The 20,027-nt window shown below is 61.5% G+C and carries 14 protein-coding genes; 7 read left to right on the forward strand and 7 right to left on the reverse strand.

All coding sequences use genetic code 11. The annotated features are described in order from the left end of the window. Window positions 1-136 precede the first annotated feature (136 nt). The 4 genes from BMF35_RS01230 to BMF35_RS01245 form a co-directional block, all read right to left on the reverse strand. A complete protein-coding gene (locus tag BMF35_RS01230) occupies window positions 137-3,607 on the reverse strand; it encodes a TonB-dependent receptor domain-containing protein (protein ID WP_047006348.1) in 3,471 nt (1,156 codons plus the stop codon). 317 nt (window positions 3,608-3,924) lie between these two features. Continuing rightward, the gene (gene clpB, locus BMF35_RS01235) at window positions 3,925-6,504 is read right to left on the reverse strand and encodes an ATP-dependent chaperone ClpB (RefSeq protein ID WP_047006349.1); all 2,580 of its coding nucleotides are present in this window, start codon (window positions 6,502-6,504) and stop codon (window positions 3,925-3,927) included. A 102-nt stretch (window positions 6,505-6,606) separates the two neighbouring features. Beyond that, window positions 6,607-6,831: a helix-turn-helix domain-containing protein gene (locus BMF35_RS01240; protein ID WP_047006350.1), complete on the reverse strand. Its 225-nt coding sequence runs from the start codon at window positions 6,829-6,831 to the stop codon at window positions 6,607-6,609. Continuing rightward, window positions 6,831-7,142, reverse strand: coding sequence for a hypothetical protein (locus BMF35_RS01245; protein WP_156172072.1), 312 nt, complete (start codon window positions 7,140-7,142; stop codon window positions 6,831-6,833). Before BMF35_RS01245 ends, BMF35_RS01240 begins: the two co-directional genes overlap by 1 nt. Before the next feature lie 308 nt (window positions 7,143-7,450). Between BMF35_RS01245 and BMF35_RS01250 the strand changes: the two genes are divergently transcribed. From BMF35_RS01250 to BMF35_RS01280, 7 genes are all read left to right on the forward strand, one after another. Then, on the forward strand, window positions 7,451-8,311 hold the full coding sequence (locus tag BMF35_RS01250) for an ATP-binding cassette domain-containing protein (protein WP_082115613.1): 861 nt from the start codon (window positions 7,451-7,453) through the stop codon (window positions 8,309-8,311). Then, window positions 8,311-8,961, forward strand: a complete 651-nt coding sequence (locus tag BMF35_RS01255; protein WP_071961147.1) for an ABC transporter permease — start codon at window positions 8,311-8,313, stop codon at window positions 8,959-8,961. Before BMF35_RS01250 ends, BMF35_RS01255 begins: the two co-directional genes overlap by 1 nt. Before the next feature lie 147 nt (window positions 8,962-9,108). Next, a complete protein-coding gene (locus BMF35_RS01260) occupies window positions 9,109-11,259 on the forward strand; it encodes an acylase (protein ID WP_173426183.1) in 2,151 nt (716 codons plus the stop codon). 66 nt (window positions 11,260-11,325) lie between these two features. Continuing rightward, complete coding sequence (locus BMF35_RS01265) at window positions 11,326-14,223, forward strand: M16 family metallopeptidase (RefSeq protein ID WP_047006630.1); 2,898 nt, start codon at window positions 11,326-11,328, stop codon at window positions 14,221-14,223. Between the two features lie 29 nt (window positions 14,224-14,252). Continuing rightward, window positions 14,253-14,561: a hypothetical protein gene (locus BMF35_RS01270; RefSeq protein ID WP_047006353.1), complete on the forward strand. Its 309-nt coding sequence runs from the start codon at window positions 14,253-14,255 to the stop codon at window positions 14,559-14,561. Window positions 14,562-14,648: 87 nt separating this feature from the next. Beyond that, window positions 14,649-15,800, forward strand: coding sequence for a GGDEF domain-containing protein (locus tag BMF35_RS01275; RefSeq protein ID WP_162199212.1), 1,152 nt, complete (start codon window positions 14,649-14,651; stop codon window positions 15,798-15,800). Between the two features lie 94 nt (window positions 15,801-15,894). Next, the gene (locus tag BMF35_RS01280; protein ID WP_047006355.1) at window positions 15,895-17,217 is read left to right on the forward strand and encodes an ABC1 kinase family protein; all 1,323 of its coding nucleotides are present in this window, start codon (window positions 15,895-15,897) and stop codon (window positions 17,215-17,217) included. Between the two features lie 146 nt (window positions 17,218-17,363). Here BMF35_RS01280 and BMF35_RS01285 read toward each other — a convergent pair whose 3' ends face one another. From BMF35_RS01285 to gatB, 3 genes are read right to left on the reverse strand one after another with little or no spacing between them, the layout of a single operon-like run. After that, complete coding sequence (locus tag BMF35_RS01285) at window positions 17,364-17,819, reverse strand: tRNA (cytidine(34)-2'-O)-methyltransferase (protein WP_047006356.1); 456 nt, start codon at window positions 17,817-17,819, stop codon at window positions 17,364-17,366. 3 nt (window positions 17,820-17,822) lie between these two features. After that, the gene (locus BMF35_RS01290; RefSeq protein ID WP_047006357.1) at window positions 17,823-18,449 is read right to left on the reverse strand and encodes a hypothetical protein; all 627 of its coding nucleotides are present in this window, start codon (window positions 18,447-18,449) and stop codon (window positions 17,823-17,825) included. A 44-nt stretch (window positions 18,450-18,493) separates the two neighbouring features. After that, on the reverse strand, window positions 18,494-19,993 hold the full coding sequence (gatB, locus tag BMF35_RS01295; protein WP_047006358.1) for an Asp-tRNA(Asn)/Glu-tRNA(Gln) amidotransferase subunit GatB: 1,500 nt from the start codon (window positions 19,991-19,993) through the stop codon (window positions 18,494-18,496). Window positions 19,994-20,027 lie beyond the last annotated feature (34 nt).

Raw genomic sequence — 20,027 nt, forward strand, 5'->3', positions numbered from 1 at the left:
TGCGACAGGCTTTGTCGCGGTCCTAGGGCGGTTACCGCTGGCGTCAAGCGAGCGCGGCGCGCAGGGCGCAAAAAGAAAGCGGCCCCCTGACCGAAGCCAGGGGGCCGCCTTCTTGTGTCGCTAGGCGATCCGCTTTTTAGAAGCGAACGCTGATCGAGCCGAAGAACTCGCGGCCGTTGAGGTCGTAACCATTACCGATCGGCGTGTTGGAGATGCCGAATACTTCGTTGGTGTCGATGAGCGGCGGAGCCTCGTCGAACACGTTGGTGATACCGGCGCGGAGCGTGATATCATCGTTGAAGTCGTAACGCAGCGACAGCGTGTGGACGAAGTAATCATCCGCAAAGCCGACGTCGCGGCAGAACACGCCGTCACCTTCGACAACACCACTCGGCGAACCACCACCGGTGCAGGTGTCGGCAAGGAAACCCGTCGGATTTCCGTCCGGACCGTTGCCGAATGCATCGGAGAGCGGATCGATGCCGGCAGCGGCCTGTTCGGTTTCACCGATCCAGCGGGTCTGCCAGGTGAACACGAAGTCCGAGAGGGCGGCAGAGAAGATCGCACGACCGGTCCATAGCGGGAAGCCGAACTCGCCGGTATTGTCCTCGAAATCCGGGTTATCCGGGTCGATGAGGAAGAGCGTGCTACGCTCGATCAGGTGGTTCGCCTGCAGCGTGAGACCGAGATCGAGTGTATCACCAGCAAGCGGCGTTTCCCAACCAAGGCTGGCGTTCAGATCGATACCACGCACCGTTTCCTTGTCCTGATTGATGAAGAACGGGAACGCCTGATTGATCAGCTGGCGTTCTCCCGGCGAATAGCTCAATTGGTCGCAGAAGACGCTACGATCACCAATCGGACGATCGGCATTATAACACTCGTTGACCGAGAACTGCGCCGACACGCCTGCGATCGAATCTTCAACGATGATCGAGTAATAGTTGAAGTTGAACGACAGATCGAATGCGCCGAACCCCTCGGAGATGGCAACGCCGGTGGTGAAGGATCGCGACGTTTCCGGCTCCAGCAGCAACGAACCTGTCTGCGCCACTTCGATCGACGATCCGGTCGCCGTATTCGTACCACCGGCATTGATGCCGACCGACGTAGGATCTCGGCCTTCTCGCACGCAGATGTCCAGAATGGTCTGGTCACGAGGATCAAGGTTCGCTTGATAGCCACCGTTCAACGGCTGGAATGCAACGCCCGGCACCGCGCATGGATCGGTCACTGTCGTGAAGCCGGTAATGCCACCGAGGAAGTTCTCACGCAGGTTTGGAGCGCGGAAGGAGGTGCCGTAGGATGCCTTGAACAGCACCTGCGGCACGGGACGGTAGCCACCCTTTAATGAGTAAGTGAAAGCAGTGCCATAGAATTCCTCTTCGGACAGACGACCCGACAGGTTCAAGTCGAGGCGACCGAACTCATCATTGTCGAACACCGGCACGTCGAGCTCGCCGAAGCCTTCGATGATGTACTTCGAGCCATTGGTGCCAAGATCGCGGAAGAAGCCGAAGAACAGACCGTTCACTGCCTGGAAGTTCGGCGTGGTGCTGATCGAGTCTTCACGGAACTCGGCACCGAGGACGAGTGCTACAGGGCCTGCAGGCAACTCGATGAGATCGCCGGTTGCGTAGGCGGACAAGACGATTTGCTCGTAAGTCGTGTCGACCCGACGGGTATCAAACAAATAATCCCGCTCTGCTTGCGTCTCGAGGTCTCCAATAGCGCCGGTGAGTGCGCTGGGCGCAAAAAGGTTCACCGGAACACAACCCTGAGTTAGATCGGGTGCAGCGAGATCAGGGTTTGCAAGAGCGCCCGTGTTACAGACACCGACAAACAACGGATCTCCAAACGCGCCAAACACGTTCACACCGTTGTCGTAATCGTCCGCTATTCCGTCGCCATTATTATCGACAACGCCATCGCCATTGTAATCGGCGGTCGGGTCGAGACCGAGTGAAAGTGCCAGACGGTCTTCACGAATACCGCGGCGAACAGAAACACCTTCGGACCGCGAATAAACGCCCGAAGCCTCGAACGACCATGTATCGCCAATGAACGGCAAGTCGCCTCGGAGACCAAGCACGCCGCGATACTGTTCTTGCGTAACCTCGGAATTGTTCCGGTCACCGCGGATCGCGGTGATGGGTTGGACCGGAAGGCTGAACCCGGAGAACCGGGCACCGTTATTTCCGCCAGTAGGACTATAGATGATGGTGTTGTTAATTGCATTATCGATCAGACGACAATCGACTCCGTCCGGGTTGGTATCGATATTACACGGGTTGAACGGATTGAGATCTGGCACGCTCGGGAAAAGCTGCGGCACACCTGTATTCGGCGAGCTGATTTCCGCACGACTGTACAGTACCTCGAAGAACGGCGTCAGATTGGCGTCGCCGCCCAAGCTGTACTCGCCGAATGCCATGACATTGTACAAGTCCTGTTCGGAAATGAACGTCTGGTCGAGATTCGCGCCATTAGTGTTCACATCGCGGAAATCGACATCGCGAATACCGTCGTTATTGAAGTCGAGCTCATTACCAGCAGCATCTGTCGAGTCAGCAAACGGAAAATCCGGGAAGCCTGGGAAGTTGCCCTGTCCATCGGCTTGGAAATAGATCGAACCCGAGAAGTTGAAAGGATTGAAGATACGTCCGGAAATGCCGCCGATCTTACAGGCGTCTTCGCGAACCTGAACGGCACCGCCGGACGCTTCAAGAACGGCTGCATTGTCGGCCACATCGACAGTCAGGATGTTGCCGTTCTGATCGATCTCATAGTTGGTGTCGCATCCGGCGAGGAAAGGACGGTCGCGAAGCTGAACTTCGTCACGTTTTGCGTATTCCACGCCGATGCCGAAGAAGCCGCGGTCGAAGGTCGTGCCCCATGCGCCCGAGATCGTGTAGTCGTCGCCGCCCCCATCGGGGTTGATATTACCCGAAGCGAACAGTTCGAAACCGTCGATATCCGTGCGCAAGACTACGTTACCCACACCGGCCACGGCGTCAGAACCGTAAACCGAGGATGCGCCGTCCAGCAGCAGGTCGTAGCGCTGGATCAGCGACGTCGGCAGCAGGTTGATGGACGGTGAGGTAGGCGCGCCTTCCACACCGGCCGGCGCGAGGCGGCGGCCGTTGATTAGCAGCAGCGTACGCTCTGGGCCAAGGCCGCGCAGGTTCAGCGTCTGCGAACCCGGGCCGTTATCGAGAACGAAGCCCTGGAAGGTCGCGTCGATCTGCTGGCCGGCAGCGGATTCCGACTGCTGAAGAATTTGTGCCGCATCGAAGTTACCGACGTCGCGCTGAATCTCCGTGGTCGTAACCTGCAGCGGTGAGATGCTGGAATAGGTGTCGCGGCGAACACGCGAACCGGTAACAATGATCTGTTGATCAGTATCGGTGCCGGTGGCGCCAGTATCGTCAACAGTAACTTCGTCATCGGGATCGTTGTTGAACACGCCGTCGGCAACGCATTCACCGTCTTCGTCTCGGTCGCAATCTTCCGCGTCCTGCGCGTAGGCGGAGGTGCCAGCCAGCATGGCAGCCATCGAAACCGATGCGGCCAATCCGGTCAGATAGGTTTTGTGCAGTTTTTTCATTGTGACTCCAGTCCTCAGTCTGAAGTCGAGATCCCTGAAATCAATCGCCCCGCATGGCCGCTTTCACAGCACACGAATCATTCAGCAGCGATTAAAAAAGGAGACCCGACCCCTTCGGACTGCAATGACTGCAACGTAACTGTAACCTTGTCAAAGGCTCAATCGCACTTGTCCGCGCACGCAGGGCAAATAGTTAAAGTTGTGGCCGGATTCCCACAGATTTGCCGAGGTCGCGACAGATGGTTTCAATCGCAACTGCAATCGTGAAATGATTGAACAAGGCCCGTGACCGAACGGCTAATTTCGCGCGAGTATGGTCACGCAACCATCATTTGCAATTCTCCGTCACCCTCCTCGATATGCACTGTGTCGCCATCGGAAATTTTCCCGGCCAGCAGCATTTCGGCGAGCGGATCCTGCAGGTAGCGCTGCACCGCGCGTTTAAGCGGACGCGCGCCGTAGACGGGATCGTAACCGACGCGGCCGAGCCATTTGCGCGCGGCATCGGTAAGGTCGAGCATGATCTTGCGATCCTTCAGCAGCTTCTGCACGCGCGCCACCTGTATATCGACGATCGGCGCCATGTGCTCTTGCGCCAGACGGTGGAACAGGATCGTCTCGTCCAAGCGATTGAGGAATTCGGGCCGGAAGTGGCTGCGCACCACTTCCATCACCTGGTCCTCCACATCCTCGACTTTCTGGTCGTCCTCGAGGCTGGAGAGGAACTGGCTGCCAAGGTTCGAGGTGAGGATGATGAGCGTGTTCGAGAAATCGACCTGCCTGCCCTGCCCGTCGGTCAGGCGGCCATCGTCGAGCACTTGCAGCAGCACGTTGAAGACGTCGGAATGCGCTTTCTCGACCTCGTCGAACAGCACCACCTGATAGGGGCGACGCCGTACGGCTTCGGTCAGCACACCGCCTTCCTCATAGCCGACATAGCCCGGAGGCGCGCCGATCAGACGGGCGACCGCGTGTTTTTCCATAAACTCGCTCATGTCGATGCGGACCATGGCCTGGTCGTCATCGAACAGGAATGCCGCCAGCGCCTTGGTCAGTTCGGTCTTGCCGACACCGGTGGGGCCGAGAAAAAGGAAGCTGCCGAGCGGACGGTTCGGGTCCTGCAAGCCTGCGCGCGCGCGGCGCACGGCCTTGGACACCGCCACCACGGCCTTTTCCTGACCAATGACGCGCTTGCCGATCTCTTCTTCCATGCGCAGCAGCTTGTCGCGCTCGCCCTCCATCATCTTTTCGATGGGGACGCCCGTCCACCGGCTGACGACGGAGGCGATATCGTCTTCGGTCACCTCCTCCTTGAGCAGCGCATTTTCGGTCATGTCGCCCGCTTCGGCCAATTGCTTTTCGAGCGCCGGGATGGTGCCATATTGCAGTTCACCCGCAGCGGCGAGATCGCCACTGCGCTGCGCCTGCTCGAGTTCGATGCGCGCGGAATCCAGATCTTCCTTGATCTTCGCCTCGGCGTTGATCTTGTCGCGCTCGTTCTGCCAGCGCGTGGTCAGTTCGGAGGATTGCTGCTCCAGATTGGCCAGCTCCTCGCGCAAAGCGGCAAGCCGGTCCTTTGAAGCGGAATCGCTCTCCTTGCCGAGTGCTTGCTCCTCGATCTTCAGCTGGATGATCCGCCGGTCGAGGTTCTCGATTTCCTCGGGCTTGCTCTCCACTTCCATGCGAATGCGGCTGGCGGCCTCATCCATCAGGTCGATCGCCTTGTCCGGTAGGAAGCGGTCGGAGATATAGCGTTCCGACAGCTGCGCGGAGGCGACGATGGCGCCATCGGTGATGCGCACGCCGTGATGAAGCTCGTACTTCTCCTTGATGCCGCGCAGTATGGAGATCGTGTCCTCCACGCTCGGCTCGTCGACGAAGACGGGCTGGAAGCGGCGCTGCAGGGCCGCGTCCTTCTCGACATATTTCTGGTATTCATCCAGCGTCGTCGCGCCGATGCAGTGCAGTTCGCCGCGCGCCAGGGCCGGCTTCAGCAGGTTGGAGGCATCCATGCTGCCTTCGCTCGCGCCCGCACCGATCAGCGTATGCATCTCGTCGATAAAGAGGATGATCTGGCCACCGGCCTCCTTCACCTCGTCGAGCACGGTCTTCAGCCGCTCCTCGAACTCGCCGCGATATTTCGCACCGGCAATCAGGCTGCCCATGTCGAGCGCCATCAGCGTGCGATCCTTCAGGCTGTCGGGCACGTCGCCATTCGCGATGCGCAGGGCGAGGCCCTCGGCAATGGCGGTCTTGCCGGTGCCCGGCTCGCCGATCACGACAGGATTGTTCTTGGTGCGGCGCGCGAGGATCTGGACGACGCGGCGAATTTCCTCGTCGCGCCCGATGACCGGATCGAGCTTGCCGTCCCTGGCCTTTTGCGTCAGGTCCTGCGCATATTTCTTCATCGCATCGTAAGCCGCTTCGGCATTGGCGCTGTCGGCCGTCTTTCCCTTACGCAGCTCGTTGATCGCGGTGTTGAGCGCTTCTGCCGTAACGCCGCTGGCCGCCAGCGCCTGTCCAGCCTTGCTCGACTTGGCGAGCGCGATCGCCAGCAGCAGGCGTTCTACGGTGACGAAGCTGTCGCCCGCCTTTTCCGCCACTTGCTCGGCCTGGTCGAGCACGCGCACGGCATCATTGTCGAGACCCGGCGTCTGCTGTGCCCCGCCGCCGCTGACGGCCGGAATCTTCGCCAGCAGAGCATCCACTTCCTGCACCGCGCGACCTGGGTTGCCCCCTGCGCGCTGAAGCAGGCCGGCCGCCATGCCTTCCTCGTCCTCGAGCAGAGCCGTAAGGATATGCTCGGGACTGATGCGCTGGTGCGAATTACGGATGGCGACGGTCTGCGCACTTTGGAGGAAGCCTCGCGCGCGATCGGTGAATTTGTCGAGGTTCATGCCTTGCCCCTAAAGATCGGTTCTAACGCCAGATAGTGTTGCCATTGCGCCACACAAGGGCGTTGGACGGCAATTTTCATACCGCCGTAGAATGATACAGCCTCATGCCTCCATATCGCGCACATCAGCATGGTAATCGAGCAACTCGCCTGGCGTGCATTCAAGAACGAAGCACATTTTCGACAATGTCGAGAAACGCAGACCGCGCACCTTCCCCGAGCGGAACAGCGAGAGCTGCGTTTCGCTTATTCCGATGCGGGCTGCCAGGTCCTTTCCGGTAAGCCCGCGCTCTTCGAGCATATTGTCGAGCGTGACGGCTACCGGCATCAGACGAATTCCTCCAGTTCTCGGGCCTTGGCAAACGCGCGGGCAGTGAGCCGTCCGACCAGCCACAGCATCATGCCAACGATGGTGACGGCGAAATAGGACGGATCGAAATAGCCGATAGACTGGTAGGTCTCCGGCCAGAGTATGCGCGATATCAACGATGTGCCGGTGAGATCGAGAAAGCCGCCGACCGCTAGCAGGACACCTACCAGTCCCAGCAAACGAGGCAGGGCAGCCCACAGCGTTATACCGCGAGAAACAGCCCAGGCGCCCCATGCTATCCCGCAAACTGCCAGCGTATAGGGTATCATGGAAAGGCGACGGATCGTCCAAAACGAAGGCGCATTCCAGCCGCCGACGATTAACACCGCCTCGACAATCAGAAAAAACCCCAGAAGCGCCGCGCAGGCACTCGCCGCCACTGCGACGAATCGCGCATACCCTCGCAAAACTTCCATTGATGACTCTCCCGGAATTTAAGCTTGACTTAAATCTATCGTCCATGCTAATTTAAGCAAGACTTAAATTGCGGAGGCCTGCCGAGTGGACGCGGCGATCGAAACGCGAGGATTGGAAAAACGGCTCGGAGGCAAGCCCGTAATACGGGCGCTGGATATGCATGTGCCGCCATCGGGTGTGTACGGATTTTTTGGGGCCGAATGGCGCAGGCAAGACAACTGCAATGCGGTTGCTACTCGGTCTGCTTGCGCCCGATGCCGGCGAGGTCAGACTGCTCGGCGGCTCGCTTGGCGCAGCCGGGCTTGAGCTGCTGCGACAGGTAGGTAGCTTCATCGAAGGCCCGGCCCTGTATGACCATCGAAGCGGTCGCGCGAACCTAGCCATGGCTTGCCGCCTGCTCGGCTTGCCGGACAGCGAGGTAGAACGCGTGCTTGAGCTAGTCGACATGCGGCAGGACGCCCATCGGCCGGTGCGGGATTACTCGCTCGGCATGCGTCAGCGCATCGCCTTTGCACGCAGCCTTTTGGGGAGGCCGAAACTATTATTGTTGGACGAACCGACGAACGGCCTCGATCCCGATGGCATTGCCGACATCCGCCTCCTTATTCGCGAACTTCCCAGCCGGATGGATTGCACGATATTCGTCTCCAGCCACCTGTTGGGAGAGGTGGAGCAAGTGGCCGACACAGTCGGTCTGCTTCGGCGCGGCACACTGGTTATGCAAGGGCCGCTACGCGATTTGCTAGGGTCCGGACGCCGGATTGTGCTGGAGGTGGGCGATCCAGCCAGGGCCGCGGCGCTCGCCGGCGGTTTTGATCGCAGAGTTCAAGGGGGCGATGCCGACACGCTCTTTATCGCGCTGCGCCCCCGCGACGACGCCGCCGCGCTTTGTGCTGCCGTCAATCGAGCGCTGGTACAAGCCGGGATCCCGGTCTTCACGATCAAGATCGAACGGCTGACGCTGGAAGAATTGTACCGGCAATCGGCTGACGCCGTGGAAAATGAGAGGACCGCCGCGTGATGCGTCTTGTCTGCTGGGAACTTGCCAAGCTGCGAGGCTCCCTTGCCCTTCTCTTCGCTCTCGTCACGCCCGGGCTTACGGCGCTTCTAGTGCTGCTTGCCCTGATCGCCCACCGCGCAAGTCCGTCCTGGGCATCGGTGATCGGGCAATTCATCATGCCGCTATGGGCAAAGTTTCTTTTGCCGATGGCAGTAGCAACTTTCTGCACGCTGGTTGCGCAGGTGGAACATCGCGCGAAGAGTTGGGATCATGTCCTGACCCAGCCCTTCGCCCGATGGCGGATTTTCCTCGCGAAGCTAGTCGTTGTCGCCGCAACAGTCGCCGGAATGACGGTGCTTGTTTTCGTGTACGCCTATGGCGTGGCATGGGCTGGCGGGACCATTCTGGGCATCGCACCTAGGGGCGATCCGCAATTCGCCGACGTGGCGCGAACTGCCATGCGTTTGCTTGCCTCAGCCAGTGCGATCGTGGCAATCCAGTTCTGGGTCGCCATGCGGTTTGCCAATTTCGTCGTACCACTCGCGGTGGGCATAGCGGGCACCCTAGTGGGTTTGGCAGTGCTCATGACAGGCACGGATAAGGCCGCATGGGTCCCATGGGTGATAACGCTGCGGAGCGTAGGCGCGCAGGGCGATCCACAAGATGCGTAGATTGGACTTGGCACCGGCCTGTTGCTGGCTGTTATTGCGGTCATAGCCCTCTCGCGCCGGACCTTCCGTTAACATACCGCCGCCTTGCCCAGCTCCCCCGACTTTGTATGAGAGGCCGGGCAGGAAGAGTGAGGGCCCACCCAGAGTATGCAAAGAACTTTCAAACGCATCGGCATCGGCCTTGTCGTGCTGCTTGTGCTGGTCGCCATTGCCTTGATGGTATGGGAGCCGCTGGCCGCGCGGCCAGGCGAAGCGCCGACCGCCGGCCGCATTTACGAGGCAGAGATCGTGCGCGACGATTTCGGCGTGCCGCATATCTACGGCGCGACCGATGCCGATGTCGCTTTCGGGGTCGCCATCGCCCATGCCGAGGACGATTTCTCAACGCTGCAGGATGTGATCGCCATGGCCCGCGGGCGCTATGGTGCGATTGCGGGCGAGGAAGGCGCACAGGTGGATTACGCCTATCACCTGCTCGATGCGCGGGGCACGGCAGAGCGGCAATTCACCCGGCTACCCGAAGACACACAAGAGCTGTTCAACGCCTATGCCGTCGGCCTCAACCAGTTTGCAGAAGAGAATGCAGGCGAGGTGAAGCTGCGCAACCTGTTCCCGGTGAATGGAGAGGATGTCGCGGCCGGTTTTGCATTGCGCCAGCCATTCTTCTTCGGCCTGAATAATACGATCGGTCCGCTGGTCGATAGCGAGGATCGCAATCCCGAGCCCGGCCCGCCGCTCGCCGCCCTACCCCTGCATATGGGGGAGGATGGCGAGCACGCAGGCTCAAATGCCTTTGCCATCGCGCCGGAGAAATCGGGCGATGATGTCACGCGGCTCGTCTCCAACAGCCACCAGCCGCTGCGCGGCGGCGTCGCGTGGTATGAACTGGTCGTGCAAAGCGAGGAAGGCTGGCATTTCGCGGGCGCGAATTTTCCCGGCAGCCCCTTTCCCTTCCTCGGCCACAATCCCGACCTTGGCTGGACGAACACGGTGAACGTGCCGGACATGGTCGATGTGTACGAGTTGACCGTGGACGAAGCTGGCGAGAATTACCTGCTCGACGGGGAATGGCTGCCGCTGGAAAGCCGCAGGGTCTGGCTCGGTGTCGCCATGGGGCCGTTCGACCTGCCCGTGCCGCAAACCGTCTATCGCAGCGTGCACGGTCCGGTGGTGAAGAATGACGACGGCTATTTCGCTATCCGCTATGGCGGGATCGACAATCTGGATAATCTCGATGCCTATTACCGCCTCAACAAAGCCGGCTCGCTGGAGGAATTCCGCGCAATCCTGGCGCGGATGGACATCCCCTCCACCAATTTCGTCTATGCCGATGCCGAGGGCAATATCGGCTATTTCTACAATGCCGCCATCCCCGACCGTGTCGAAGGTCCGGACTGGCGCGGCGTGCTTCCCGGAGACCGTAGCGATCTGATCTGGCAGGGGCCCGTCGCGTTCGAGGAGCTGCCGCAGATCGTCAATCCCGAAAGCGGCTGGCTGTTCAATGCGAACAACACGCCCTTCAGCGCGGCAGGCGAAGGCAGCGATCTGGACCCGGCGGAATACAGCCCCGTCCTCGGCATCGAAACCCGCTCCACCAACCGCGCCCGCCGCGCGGCGCGGCTGATGAGCCTGCCCGGCGTGATCGACCGAGGGCGGCTGGAAGAAATCAAATACGATACCGCCTATGATCGCGAAGGCTATGTCGCTGCCATGCTCGACAGCGTGGCAGCGCTGGAGCTGGAAGACGGCACGCTGCTGCACCGCGCGCAGGGCCTGCTGGGCGGATGGGATCTCGATGCAGACGGCGATGGCGGCGCGGACGCGCTGGCGTTGCTGATGATCCGCCCGTTCATGCGCGCCGATTATCAGAGCGGAGAGATACCCGACGCGCGCGAAGAGCTGGAACGCTCTGCCGAGCACCTGATGGAGCATTTCGGCCGCCTCGACCCGCCGCTGGGCGATGTGCTGCGCCTGCGCCAGGGCGATGTCGACCTGCCGCTGGATGGCGGCTCCGACACGCTGCGCGCCTCGACCCTGTGGGATATCGACGAGGATGGCCGCCTGTCGCTGCGCCATGGCGACAGCTTCATCCAGTTCGTGGAATGGGCGCCGGGAGAGCGGGTGCGCTCGCAATCCATCCAGCCATTCGGCGCGGCAACCACCCGCCCGGAAAGCCCGCACTATACCGACCAGATGCAGCTTTTTGTCGATCACGAACTGAAGCCGGTGTGGTTTTGGCGAGAGGACGTGCTCGCCAATGCCAGCCGCCGCTATTCGGTGCGATCCGCAGCGCAATAGGCACCCTGACTGAGCGCCGCGCAAACAGGCTTCCTTCTTGGGCGCGCCATGCTAAGCCTGCGCGCCATGAAATGGACTCTCGCGCTTCGCACGCTCGCTCCTGCTGCCGCCATCGCTCTGGCCGGCTGCGCCACCACCGCTCCCGCACCGGTCATGGATACCGGAACACACGTCGCCACCATGGCGGCGGAAGAGCCGGACCAGGCAGGCGCCGCATCGCTAGACGAGCTGATCGCAGCGGTCGACATTCCCTATGAGACCTTCACGCTGGACAATGGCCTCACCACCATCGTCCACACCGATCGCAAGAGCCCGCTGGTCGGCGTGACGGTCTATTACCGCGTCGGCTCCAAGCACGAACCGCGCGGCAGCACCGGTTTTGCCCACCTCTTCGAACACATCATGTTTACGGGCAGCGAGAATGTGGAGAATTTCGACATTCCGCTGGAAGCCGCCGGCTCGACCAGCACGAACGGTTCCACCAGCTACGACCGCACCAATTACGTCGAGACGGTGCCGACCGGCGCGCTCGACCTCGCGCTGATGATGGAAGCGGACCGAATGGGCTATCTGCTCGGCGCGGTCACGCAGGAGCGGCTCGATAACCAGCGCGGCGTGGTCCAGAACGAGAAGCGGCAGGGTGACAATTCGCCCTATGGCCTGCTCAGCTATCGCATCAATGAAGGCCTGCTGCCTGTCGGCCACCCCTACCGCCACTCGGTGATCGGTTCGATGGCCGACCTTTCGGCTGCCAGCCTCGAAGATGTGCGCCAATGGTTCATCGACAATTACGGGCCGAACAATGTCGTGCTCGCCCTTACGGGCGATATCGATGCCGAGACGGCGCGCCCGATGGTCGAACGCTGGTTTGGCGCCATTCCCGAAGGCCGCGAAGTGGTGCAGTTCGATGCCCAGCCGGTGACGCTGGCGGAGCCGATCTACGACGAAATGACCGACCAGGTGCCGCAGGAACTGATCGTGCGCGCATGGACGGGGCCGGACATGCAGCATCCCGACGCCGTGCCGCTGCAAGTGGGCATGTACATTCTCGGCGGGCTCAATTCCTCGCGCCTCGACAATGCGCTGGTGCGCGGAGAGGAAGTCGCGACCAGCGTGAGCGCAGGCTACCAGGCTTACGAGCAGATCGGCTTTGCTCAGAGTTTCGTGCAGGTACGACCGGACGCGACCCGCGAAGAAGCGATGGCGCTGATGGATGCCGAATATGATCGCATGCTGACCGAAGGACCCACGCAGGACGAGCTGACCCGCGCGACGACGCAGATCGCCAGCAGCCTGATCGGCGGGCTGGAGCGGATCGGCGGCTTTGGCGGCAAGGGTTCGATTCTGGCAGAAGGCATGCTCTACACGGGCAATCCCGGTTTCTACCGCACCGAGCTGGAGCGGATGGCCGAGCTGACGCCCGAAGATGTGCGCGCCGCGATGCAACGCTGGCTCTCGCGCCCGGCCTACACGCTGACCATCGTGCCCGGAGAACGCACGCTGGACGGCGCGATGATGGGCGGCTGGGGCGATGAACATCTCAATCCCGCGCCCGAACCCGATACCGGCAGCGACTTCGAGGTGACGCGCACCGGGCCCGAAATCGCCCTGCCCACACCTGCGCCTGTCGGAGAACTTACCTTCCCCGAAGTCGAGCGGGCGGAGCTCTCCAACGGCATCCCCGTCTTCCTTGCGCGCCGGACTTCGGTGCCCAAGGTCTCGCTCGCCATGGTGTTCGATGCAGGGTCGGTCGTCGATCCGGCTGGCGCCTATGGCACGCATGAAACGATGATCGACATGCTGAGTGAAGGCACCGAAACGCGCAGTGCGCTCGATATTGCCATAGAGTCCGAAACGCTCGGCGCGTCGATCAGCGTCAATGCCGGCGCCGAAAGCAGCACGGCCAGCCTCACCACGCTCAGCCCGAACCTTGGCGCGTCGCTGGACCTGATGGCCGATATCGTGCGCAATCCCGCTTTCGAGGCCGACGCGCTGGAGCGTGTACGCAGCCAGCGCCTTGCCGCCATCGCGCAGGAAACCTCCAGCCCGGGAAGCATGGCCAGCCGCGCATTCGGCCCACTGATCTTCGGCGAGGCTCACCCTTACGCCTACGCCTCCACCGCCGGTGACGCGGCCGCTGTCGAAGCCCTGAGCGCGGCAGACCTCGCCGCTGAACATGCCGAGTGGATCCGCCCAGAAACCGCGCGCATCACCGTGGTCGGCGATGTGACGATGGAGGAGCTGGTCGCGGCGCTCGAAGCCAGCTTCGGCGATTGGCAATCGGATGGCACCGCCGTTCCCGCCAAGACCGTGGATCAGGCGACCCCCGCCCCACAGACGCAGATCGTGGTTGTCGACCGGCCCAATTCGCCGTCCAGCTATTTGATGATGGGCCGGATAACCCCGCTTTCGGGCTGGGAGCCGGGACAGGAAGCGCTGGAACTGGCCAATGAAGTGATCGGCTCGGGCTTCCTCTCGCGCCTCAACCAGGATCTGCGCGAAACGCGCGGCTGGACCTATGGCATCGGCTCGTCAATTCCGATGCGAAACGGCCCGCGCAACATCGTTGTGCAAACGCAGGTGCAGGCCGATCGCACGGCCGATTCGATCCGCGTCGTGCTCGACCAGATGGAAGCCTTCCCGGCCACCGATCCGGTCGATGATGTGGAATTGCAGCGCGTGACCGATGGCAATATCCGCAACCTGCCCAACCGTTACGAAACGAACGGACAGGTGCTGGGCGCATTGCTGGGCAACCAGAATGCAGGCCGCGACATCCGCTACCAAATGCAACTGCCTGCGCTCTACGGAGCGGTGGATGCAGGCGACATCAATGCCGCGGCTGCACGCTACCTGCAACCCGACGGCTTCACCGTCGTTGTGATCGGAGACCGCAGCGTTGTCGAACCGCAGCTTGAAGCGCTGGGCATGCCGGTCACCTATATCGACGCCGACAGCCTGTAAGGCATCGCCCACATAAGGAGATAACGACTATGAGCAATGTGGGTGGAACCTACGATTTCGTCGCCAATAGCCCGATGGGCGAGCAGACCGGCACCTTTACGGTCGTCCCCGACGAAAGCGGCAATACCTTCACCGGGCAGCTTTCGGGCGGCATGGGCACGATGGATGTGCAGAACGGCGTCATCACAGGCGATACGCTGACCTGGCAGATGAAAATGGGCATGCCGATGCCGATGACGCTGGATTGCGAAGCCACCGTAGATGGCGATGCGGTTACGGGCACGATCAAGGCCGGCATGATGGGCACCATGCCCTTCACCGCCCAGCGGCAGGATTGAAGCCGCCAATACGGCCCATTCCTTAGGCGGTTGGCAAGGATATCGCGCTAGGTTTGCGCGATGTCCGGTGCGAGCGCCTTTTTTATATTGATTCCCGCGATGTACGCGCTGTTTACGACAGCGCTGATCGTGATCGCGTTCGTGGATCGCCGCCTGATCGCGGCTCGCTGGGCGGCGCTCGGGTTTTTCGTCGCTTTCGTCAGCATTCTGGTGGACGGCCTTCGCGACCCGGGCGGGGATCGCTGGGTGTCGTGGTTCACCGTCGCCACCCATTTCCTGCCGCTACTGATCATGGTGCAGGCATTTCTCTCTCGTCACGGCAAAAACGCGCCCGCCTGGGCGTGTGCGCTATTCGTGCTGGCGTCCATTTACGTGATGCCGAACATGCCATGGGCGCCGCCCAATTGGCTGCGCGGCGTGCTGGTACAGGCCACCTGCGCCACCATCATCGCGTCCGGCCTGTTGCCGCTGTGGCGCTACCGTCGCCAGTCCGTGGTGGACCTTATCGCGTTTGCCGCCATCGCGCTCGCCTGCCTGTCCTATGTCGGTCGCAGCGTGGTGATCTACATCACGCCAATCGGCGAGAGCGCCGAGGCCATCCAGCAATTCTACAACGGCCTCAATATCGCCTTCCATTCCGCCAGCGCGCTGATGGGTATGACGGTGGGCATCGTGCTGATGATGACCATTGGCTCCGACATCGTGCGCCTGCGCATGGAGGAAAGCGAGATCGACCCGCTGACCGGCCTCGCCAATCGCCGACGGCTGGAACGCGTGAATGCGCAGGATGCGGCCGGCAAATTGTCCGTTGGCGGCGTGATTGCCGTAGACCTCGACCACTTCAAGCGCGTGAATGACAGTTTCGGCCACGATGCGGGCGACGAGGTGCTGCGCAAGGTCGGCAGCAAGTTGAACAAATTGTTCGGAGAGCTTGGCACGGTCTGCCGCACGGGCGGGGAGGAATTCGTCATTCTGCTGGACCGCGACCACGTGGCCGCCATCTCGCAATTATCGAGCGCCGCACGCGTTGCCATCGCCGGCCTGCGCTTCGACGGCGTGCTATCCGCTGTCACTGTCACAGCCAGTGTCGGCTTTCACGAGCGTGGCGAAGACGAGGAAATCGGCAATGCCATCCGGCGCGCCGACCAGGCCGTCTATTGCGCCAAGACCGACGGGCGCAACCGCGTGGTCGGCGTAATGAACGACAAAGGCTTCCACGTGCTACGCGCTGTCGCCTGATTACCGCAACGGCGGGCACGCCCGAAAGCCCGCATTGGGTTGCCAGCCGATAATCACCACATAGCTGCTGGACGACACGCAGTGGAGCACTCGCATGGCCGATGATGATGAAAAACGCGTCCGACGCGTGCCCAGCAGTCGCACGGCGCGGCTCGGCGCATTCGGCAGGCTGGCAGGCGGTGTCGCGGGTGGCGTGTTGGCCGAGGGCGCGCGTCGGCTGGCGCGCGGAGAGCGTCCGCGCATGCAGGATATGCTCCTCACCCCCGGCAACGCGATGCGGCTGGCAGACCGCCTCTCCCACCTGCGCGGCGCAGCGATGAAGCTAGGCCAGATGATCAGCATGGATGCAGGCGACATGCTGCCACCCGAGCTTGCCGATATCCTCGCACGCCTGCGCGAGAACGCCGACCGCATGCCGCCTGCGCAGCTACGCGACGTTCTGGACAAGGAATGGGGCAAAGGCTGGCTGGGCCGCTTCGCCAATTTCAATCCCCGCCCCATCGCGGCCGCCAGTATCGGCCAAGTCCACCGCGCCACCATGAAGGACGGGCGCGAGATCGCGATCAAGGTGCAATATCCGGGCGTGAAGGAAAGCATCGACGCCGATGTCGACAACGTCGCAACCCTGCTGCGCGTCTCCGGCCTGCTGCCGAAGGAGCTGGCAATCGACGGCCTGCTGGAAGAGGCGAAGCGCCAACTGCATGAAGAAGCGGATTACGAGCGCGAAGCCGCGCAGATGATGGCCTATCGCCAGATGCTGGCCGGCGAGGACGATTTCATCGTGCCCGAAATGGTGCCGGAATTCTCGACCGGTCGCGTTCTGGCCATGGACTTCATCGCCGGCACGCCGATAGAGGCGCTGGTCGATGCCCCGCAGGATGAGCGCAACGCCGTCACCCGGCGCATCATCGCGCTGGTGCTGCGCGAGCTGTTCGAATTCGGCGTGATGCAGACCGATCCCAACTTCGCCAATTACCGCTACCAGGCCGATAGCGGAAAGCTGGTGCTGCTCGATTTCGGGGCGACCCGCGCGGTCGATCCCGCGATTGCCGAGAATTACCGCAAGCTGCTCGCCGCCGGTCTCGCAAAGGACCGCGCCGCAGTGCGCGAAGCCGCGCTGGAAGCAGGCTTTGTCGGCCAAGGCGTGGTCGATGGCCATGCCGACAAGTTCGATCGCATGATCGACATTATCCTTGCCGAAATGCACCGCGAAGGCCCGTTCGATTTTGGCGACCGCGCTTTCGTGGAAGGCTTGCGCGATGAAGGCATGGCGATGGCACAGGACAAGGCGACATGGCACATCCCGCCGGTCGACATGCTGTTCGTGCAACGCAAGATCAGCGGCACGGCACTGCTCGGCGCGCGGCTGAAAGCGAAAGTGGATGTGCGCGAAATGGCGCGCGAATGGGTGGAGTAAACTGTCGTCATCGCGAACCAGACCCTTCCCGCTCACCCTGAGCTTGTCGAAGGGTCGTCCTTTCTTCTAGCGCGAGTGTGAAGAAAAAAGCGGTCCTTCGGAGTCGAAGACGGCGCGTAGCGCCACTGGCTCAGGACGAGCGGAATCTAGAAGCGGCCCCGCAGCGCCTGATACGCCGCCGCCGTCACCGTATTCGCCAGATTGAGCGAGCGGATATGCTTCGACCGCATCGGCAAGCAAAACTGCCTGTCCGCGTGACGCTGCCGGATCGCATCGGGCAAACCCGCCGTCTCGCTGCCGAACACCAGATAGGCATCGTCCGGGTAATCCGGCTCGTAAAAACTGGTGGGCGCGTCATCCTCGAACAGGAATAGCTGGTCATCACGCGGCGCGCGTTCGTCCAGAAACGCATCCCAATCCAAGATTTCCGCCAGCCGGACATGCTGCCAGTAATCCAGCCCGGCGCGTTTCAACTGCCTGTCCGACAGGGTGAACCCGTAAGGCCGGATCAGCACCAGCTCCATATCCAGCGCCACGCAGGTGCGCCCAATCGCGCCGGTATTGTGCGGTATTTCCGGATGGACGAGGACGATGGTGGGCATGGGCTAGTAGATTTCGCCGATCTGCCAACCGGTCAATTCGATGACAAATTCGCCAAAGTCGCGCATCTTGCCGTCTGTTGGGCTCCAGCGCTCAACATAATCATATCCATAATTGTCCAATCGTTCGGCGATCCACATCGCGCCATCGCCGCCTGTAATGCACTCCCCTGCACGCATTCGCATCAGCCTGCGATCGTGGACAAGGCGTTCCAACTCCACGGCTTCTGCTTCCGTTAGAGTGCGCTCCAGCTCTTCTGCAATCTCGCCAGGGCTATACCCACCATTGCCAGAAAGCCGTTTCGCCACAAAAGACCAGCCGCTGTCTCCGTCGCGATCAAACCTGACGATCACTGGATTATCGAAGCTGCGCAGCCAGATGAATCGAATTTGCTCTTGCTTGTCTATTTGAGCTTCTCGAACATACTCAGACAACGCATTTTCGGATGCGGCGGCTAGGTGTTCCGAATACCATTCGCGCGTGAAGTCATCCATAACCGGCTCTTGCTGAAGGCCGAAGGAGCAATTGTACTGCGCTGATTGTAGCGCGTCCGGAAATACCTGCCCCGGTGCGCTCTGCACGGCCGCATCCGTCAGAAGCCTGCGCTCGCTTTCATTAAAGCAAGCGGACACTAAGAAAAGCGCCGCAAGCGCAAAGGCGAACCTAAATCGCAAGCCTAGCCCAGCTTGTCCATCAGGATCTGGTTCACCACCGCCGGATTGGCCTTGCCCTGCATCGCCTTCATCGTCTGGCCGACGAAAAAGCCGAAGAGCTTGTCCTTGCCGCCACGATATTGCTCTACCTTGTCTTGGTTGTTCGCAAGGATGTCATCGATCGCCGCCTCGATGGCGCCCGTGTCGCTCACTTGCTTGAGGCCTTCGGTCTCGGCGATCTCGTCCGGTTCGCGGCCCTCTTTCAGGACGATCTCGTAGATTTCCTTGGCCTGACCGCCGCTGATTTCGCCCTTGTCCTGCATGGCGAGGATGGCGGCCTGCCGCTCTGCCGTGGAATTTGCCATGTCGGCCTCGTCGCCCAAGGATTTCACCACACCAGGAGCGACGGAAAGCGACCAGTTGGCCACCTGCGTCGCCACCTTGTTTTCAGGCTTGCCGATGGCAGAAGCCGCGACGCCCAGCAGCGTTTCGAAGCGGGCGAAGGTTTCCACCTCGGCAGTGAGTTCGCGGGCGTTGTAAGGCGTCAGGCCCAGCTCGTTTTCGTAACGCTGGCGCTTGGCATCGGGCAGTTCGGGCAGGGACGCGCGGCATTCTGCCAGAAACGCATCGTCCAGTTCCAGCGGCAGCAGGTCCGGATCGGGGAAGTAGCGATAATCATGCGCGTCTTCCTTGCTGCGCATGGACCGCGTGGTGCCGGTGCCCGGATCGAATAGGCGCGTTTCCTGCACGATTGTGCCGCCATCCTCGATCACGTCGATCTGGCGCTGCACCTCGTGCTCGATAGCCTGCATCACGAAGCGCACGGAATTGACGTTCTTCGTCTCCGTGCGCGTGCCAAGCTCGGTATCGCCCACCTTTCGCACGCTTACATTCACGTCCGCGCGCATGGAGCCTTCCTCCATATTCCCATCGCAGCTGCCGACATAGCGCAATATGGCGCGCAGCTTGCGGATATAGGCGCCCGCCTCGGCAGGCGAGGTCATGTCCGGGCGGCTGACGATTTCCATCAGCGCCACGCCGGTGCGATTGAGATCGACATAGGACATTGTCGGATGCTGGTCGTGCATCAGCTTGCCGGCATCCTGCTCGACATGGATGCGCTCGATGCGGATGACCTTGTCTTCGGGGATGCCCGCCTTCTCGTCCGCCTCGATGGTCAGCTGCCCCTCGCCCACAATGGGGTGGTAGAGCTGGCTGATCTGGTAGCCCTGCGGCAGGTCGGCATAGAAGTAGTTCTTGCGGTCGAACCGGCTCCACGCATTGATCTGCGCCTCGATCGCCATACCGGTGCGCACGGCCTGCCGGATGCACTCGCGATTGGGCACCGGCAGCATGCCGGGCATGGCTGCATCGACCAGCGAGACCTGGCTGTTCGGCTCCGCCCCGAAAGCGGTGGACGCGCCGGAGAACAGCTTGGCGTTGGATGTGACCTGCGCATGGACTTCGAGGCCGATCACGACCTCCCATTCGCCGGTTGCGCCCTGAATACGATAATTGCTCATACCAAGTCCTTACAGCCTGCTGCGGCGCGTGTCG

Source organism: Aurantiacibacter gangjinensis, from assembly GCF_001886695.1.
GTDB lineage: Bacteria > Pseudomonadota > Alphaproteobacteria > Sphingomonadales > Sphingomonadaceae > Alteraurantiacibacter > Alteraurantiacibacter gangjinensis.

What these genes read in the sequence shown, in the direction of transcription:
- BMF35_RS01230 (WP_047006348.1), bottom strand. Translation starts at nt 3,607, where the DNA reads ATGAAAAAACTGCACAAAACCTATCTGACCGGATTGGCCGCATCGGTT.
- BMF35_RS01285 (WP_047006356.1), bottom strand. Translation starts at nt 17,819, where the DNA reads ATGCCCACCATCGTCCTCGTCCATCCGGAAATACCGCACAATACCGGC.
- BMF35_RS01270 (WP_047006353.1), top strand. Translation starts at nt 14,253, where the DNA reads ATGAGCAATGTGGGTGGAACCTACGATTTCGTCGCCAATAGCCCGATG.
- BMF35_RS01250 (WP_082115613.1), top strand. Translation starts at nt 7,451, where the DNA reads ATGTGCCGCCATCGGGTGTGTACGGATTTTTTGGGGCCGAATGGCGCA.
- BMF35_RS01260 (WP_173426183.1), top strand. Translation starts at nt 9,109, where the DNA reads ATGCAAAGAACTTTCAAACGCATCGGCATCGGCCTTGTCGTGCTGCTT.
- BMF35_RS01265 (WP_047006630.1), top strand. Translation starts at nt 11,326, where the DNA reads ATGAAATGGACTCTCGCGCTTCGCACGCTCGCTCCTGCTGCCGCCATC.
- BMF35_RS01245 (WP_156172072.1), bottom strand. Translation starts at nt 7,142, where the DNA reads ATGATACCCTATACGCTGGCAGTTTGCGGGATAGCATGGGGCGCCTGG.
- clpB (WP_047006349.1), bottom strand. Translation starts at nt 6,504, where the DNA reads ATGAACCTCGACAAATTCACCGATCGCGCGCGAGGCTTCCTCCAAAGT.
- gatB (WP_047006358.1), bottom strand. Translation starts at nt 19,993, where the DNA reads ATGAGCAATTATCGTATTCAGGGCGCAACCGGCGAATGGGAGGTCGTG.
- BMF35_RS01240 (WP_047006350.1), bottom strand. Translation starts at nt 6,831, where the DNA reads ATGCCGGTAGCCGTCACGCTCGACAATATGCTCGAAGAGCGCGGGCTT.
- BMF35_RS01280 (WP_047006355.1), top strand. Translation starts at nt 15,895, where the DNA reads ATGGCCGATGATGATGAAAAACGCGTCCGACGCGTGCCCAGCAGTCGC.
- BMF35_RS01255 (WP_071961147.1), top strand. Translation starts at nt 8,311, where the DNA reads ATGCGTCTTGTCTGCTGGGAACTTGCCAAGCTGCGAGGCTCCCTTGCC.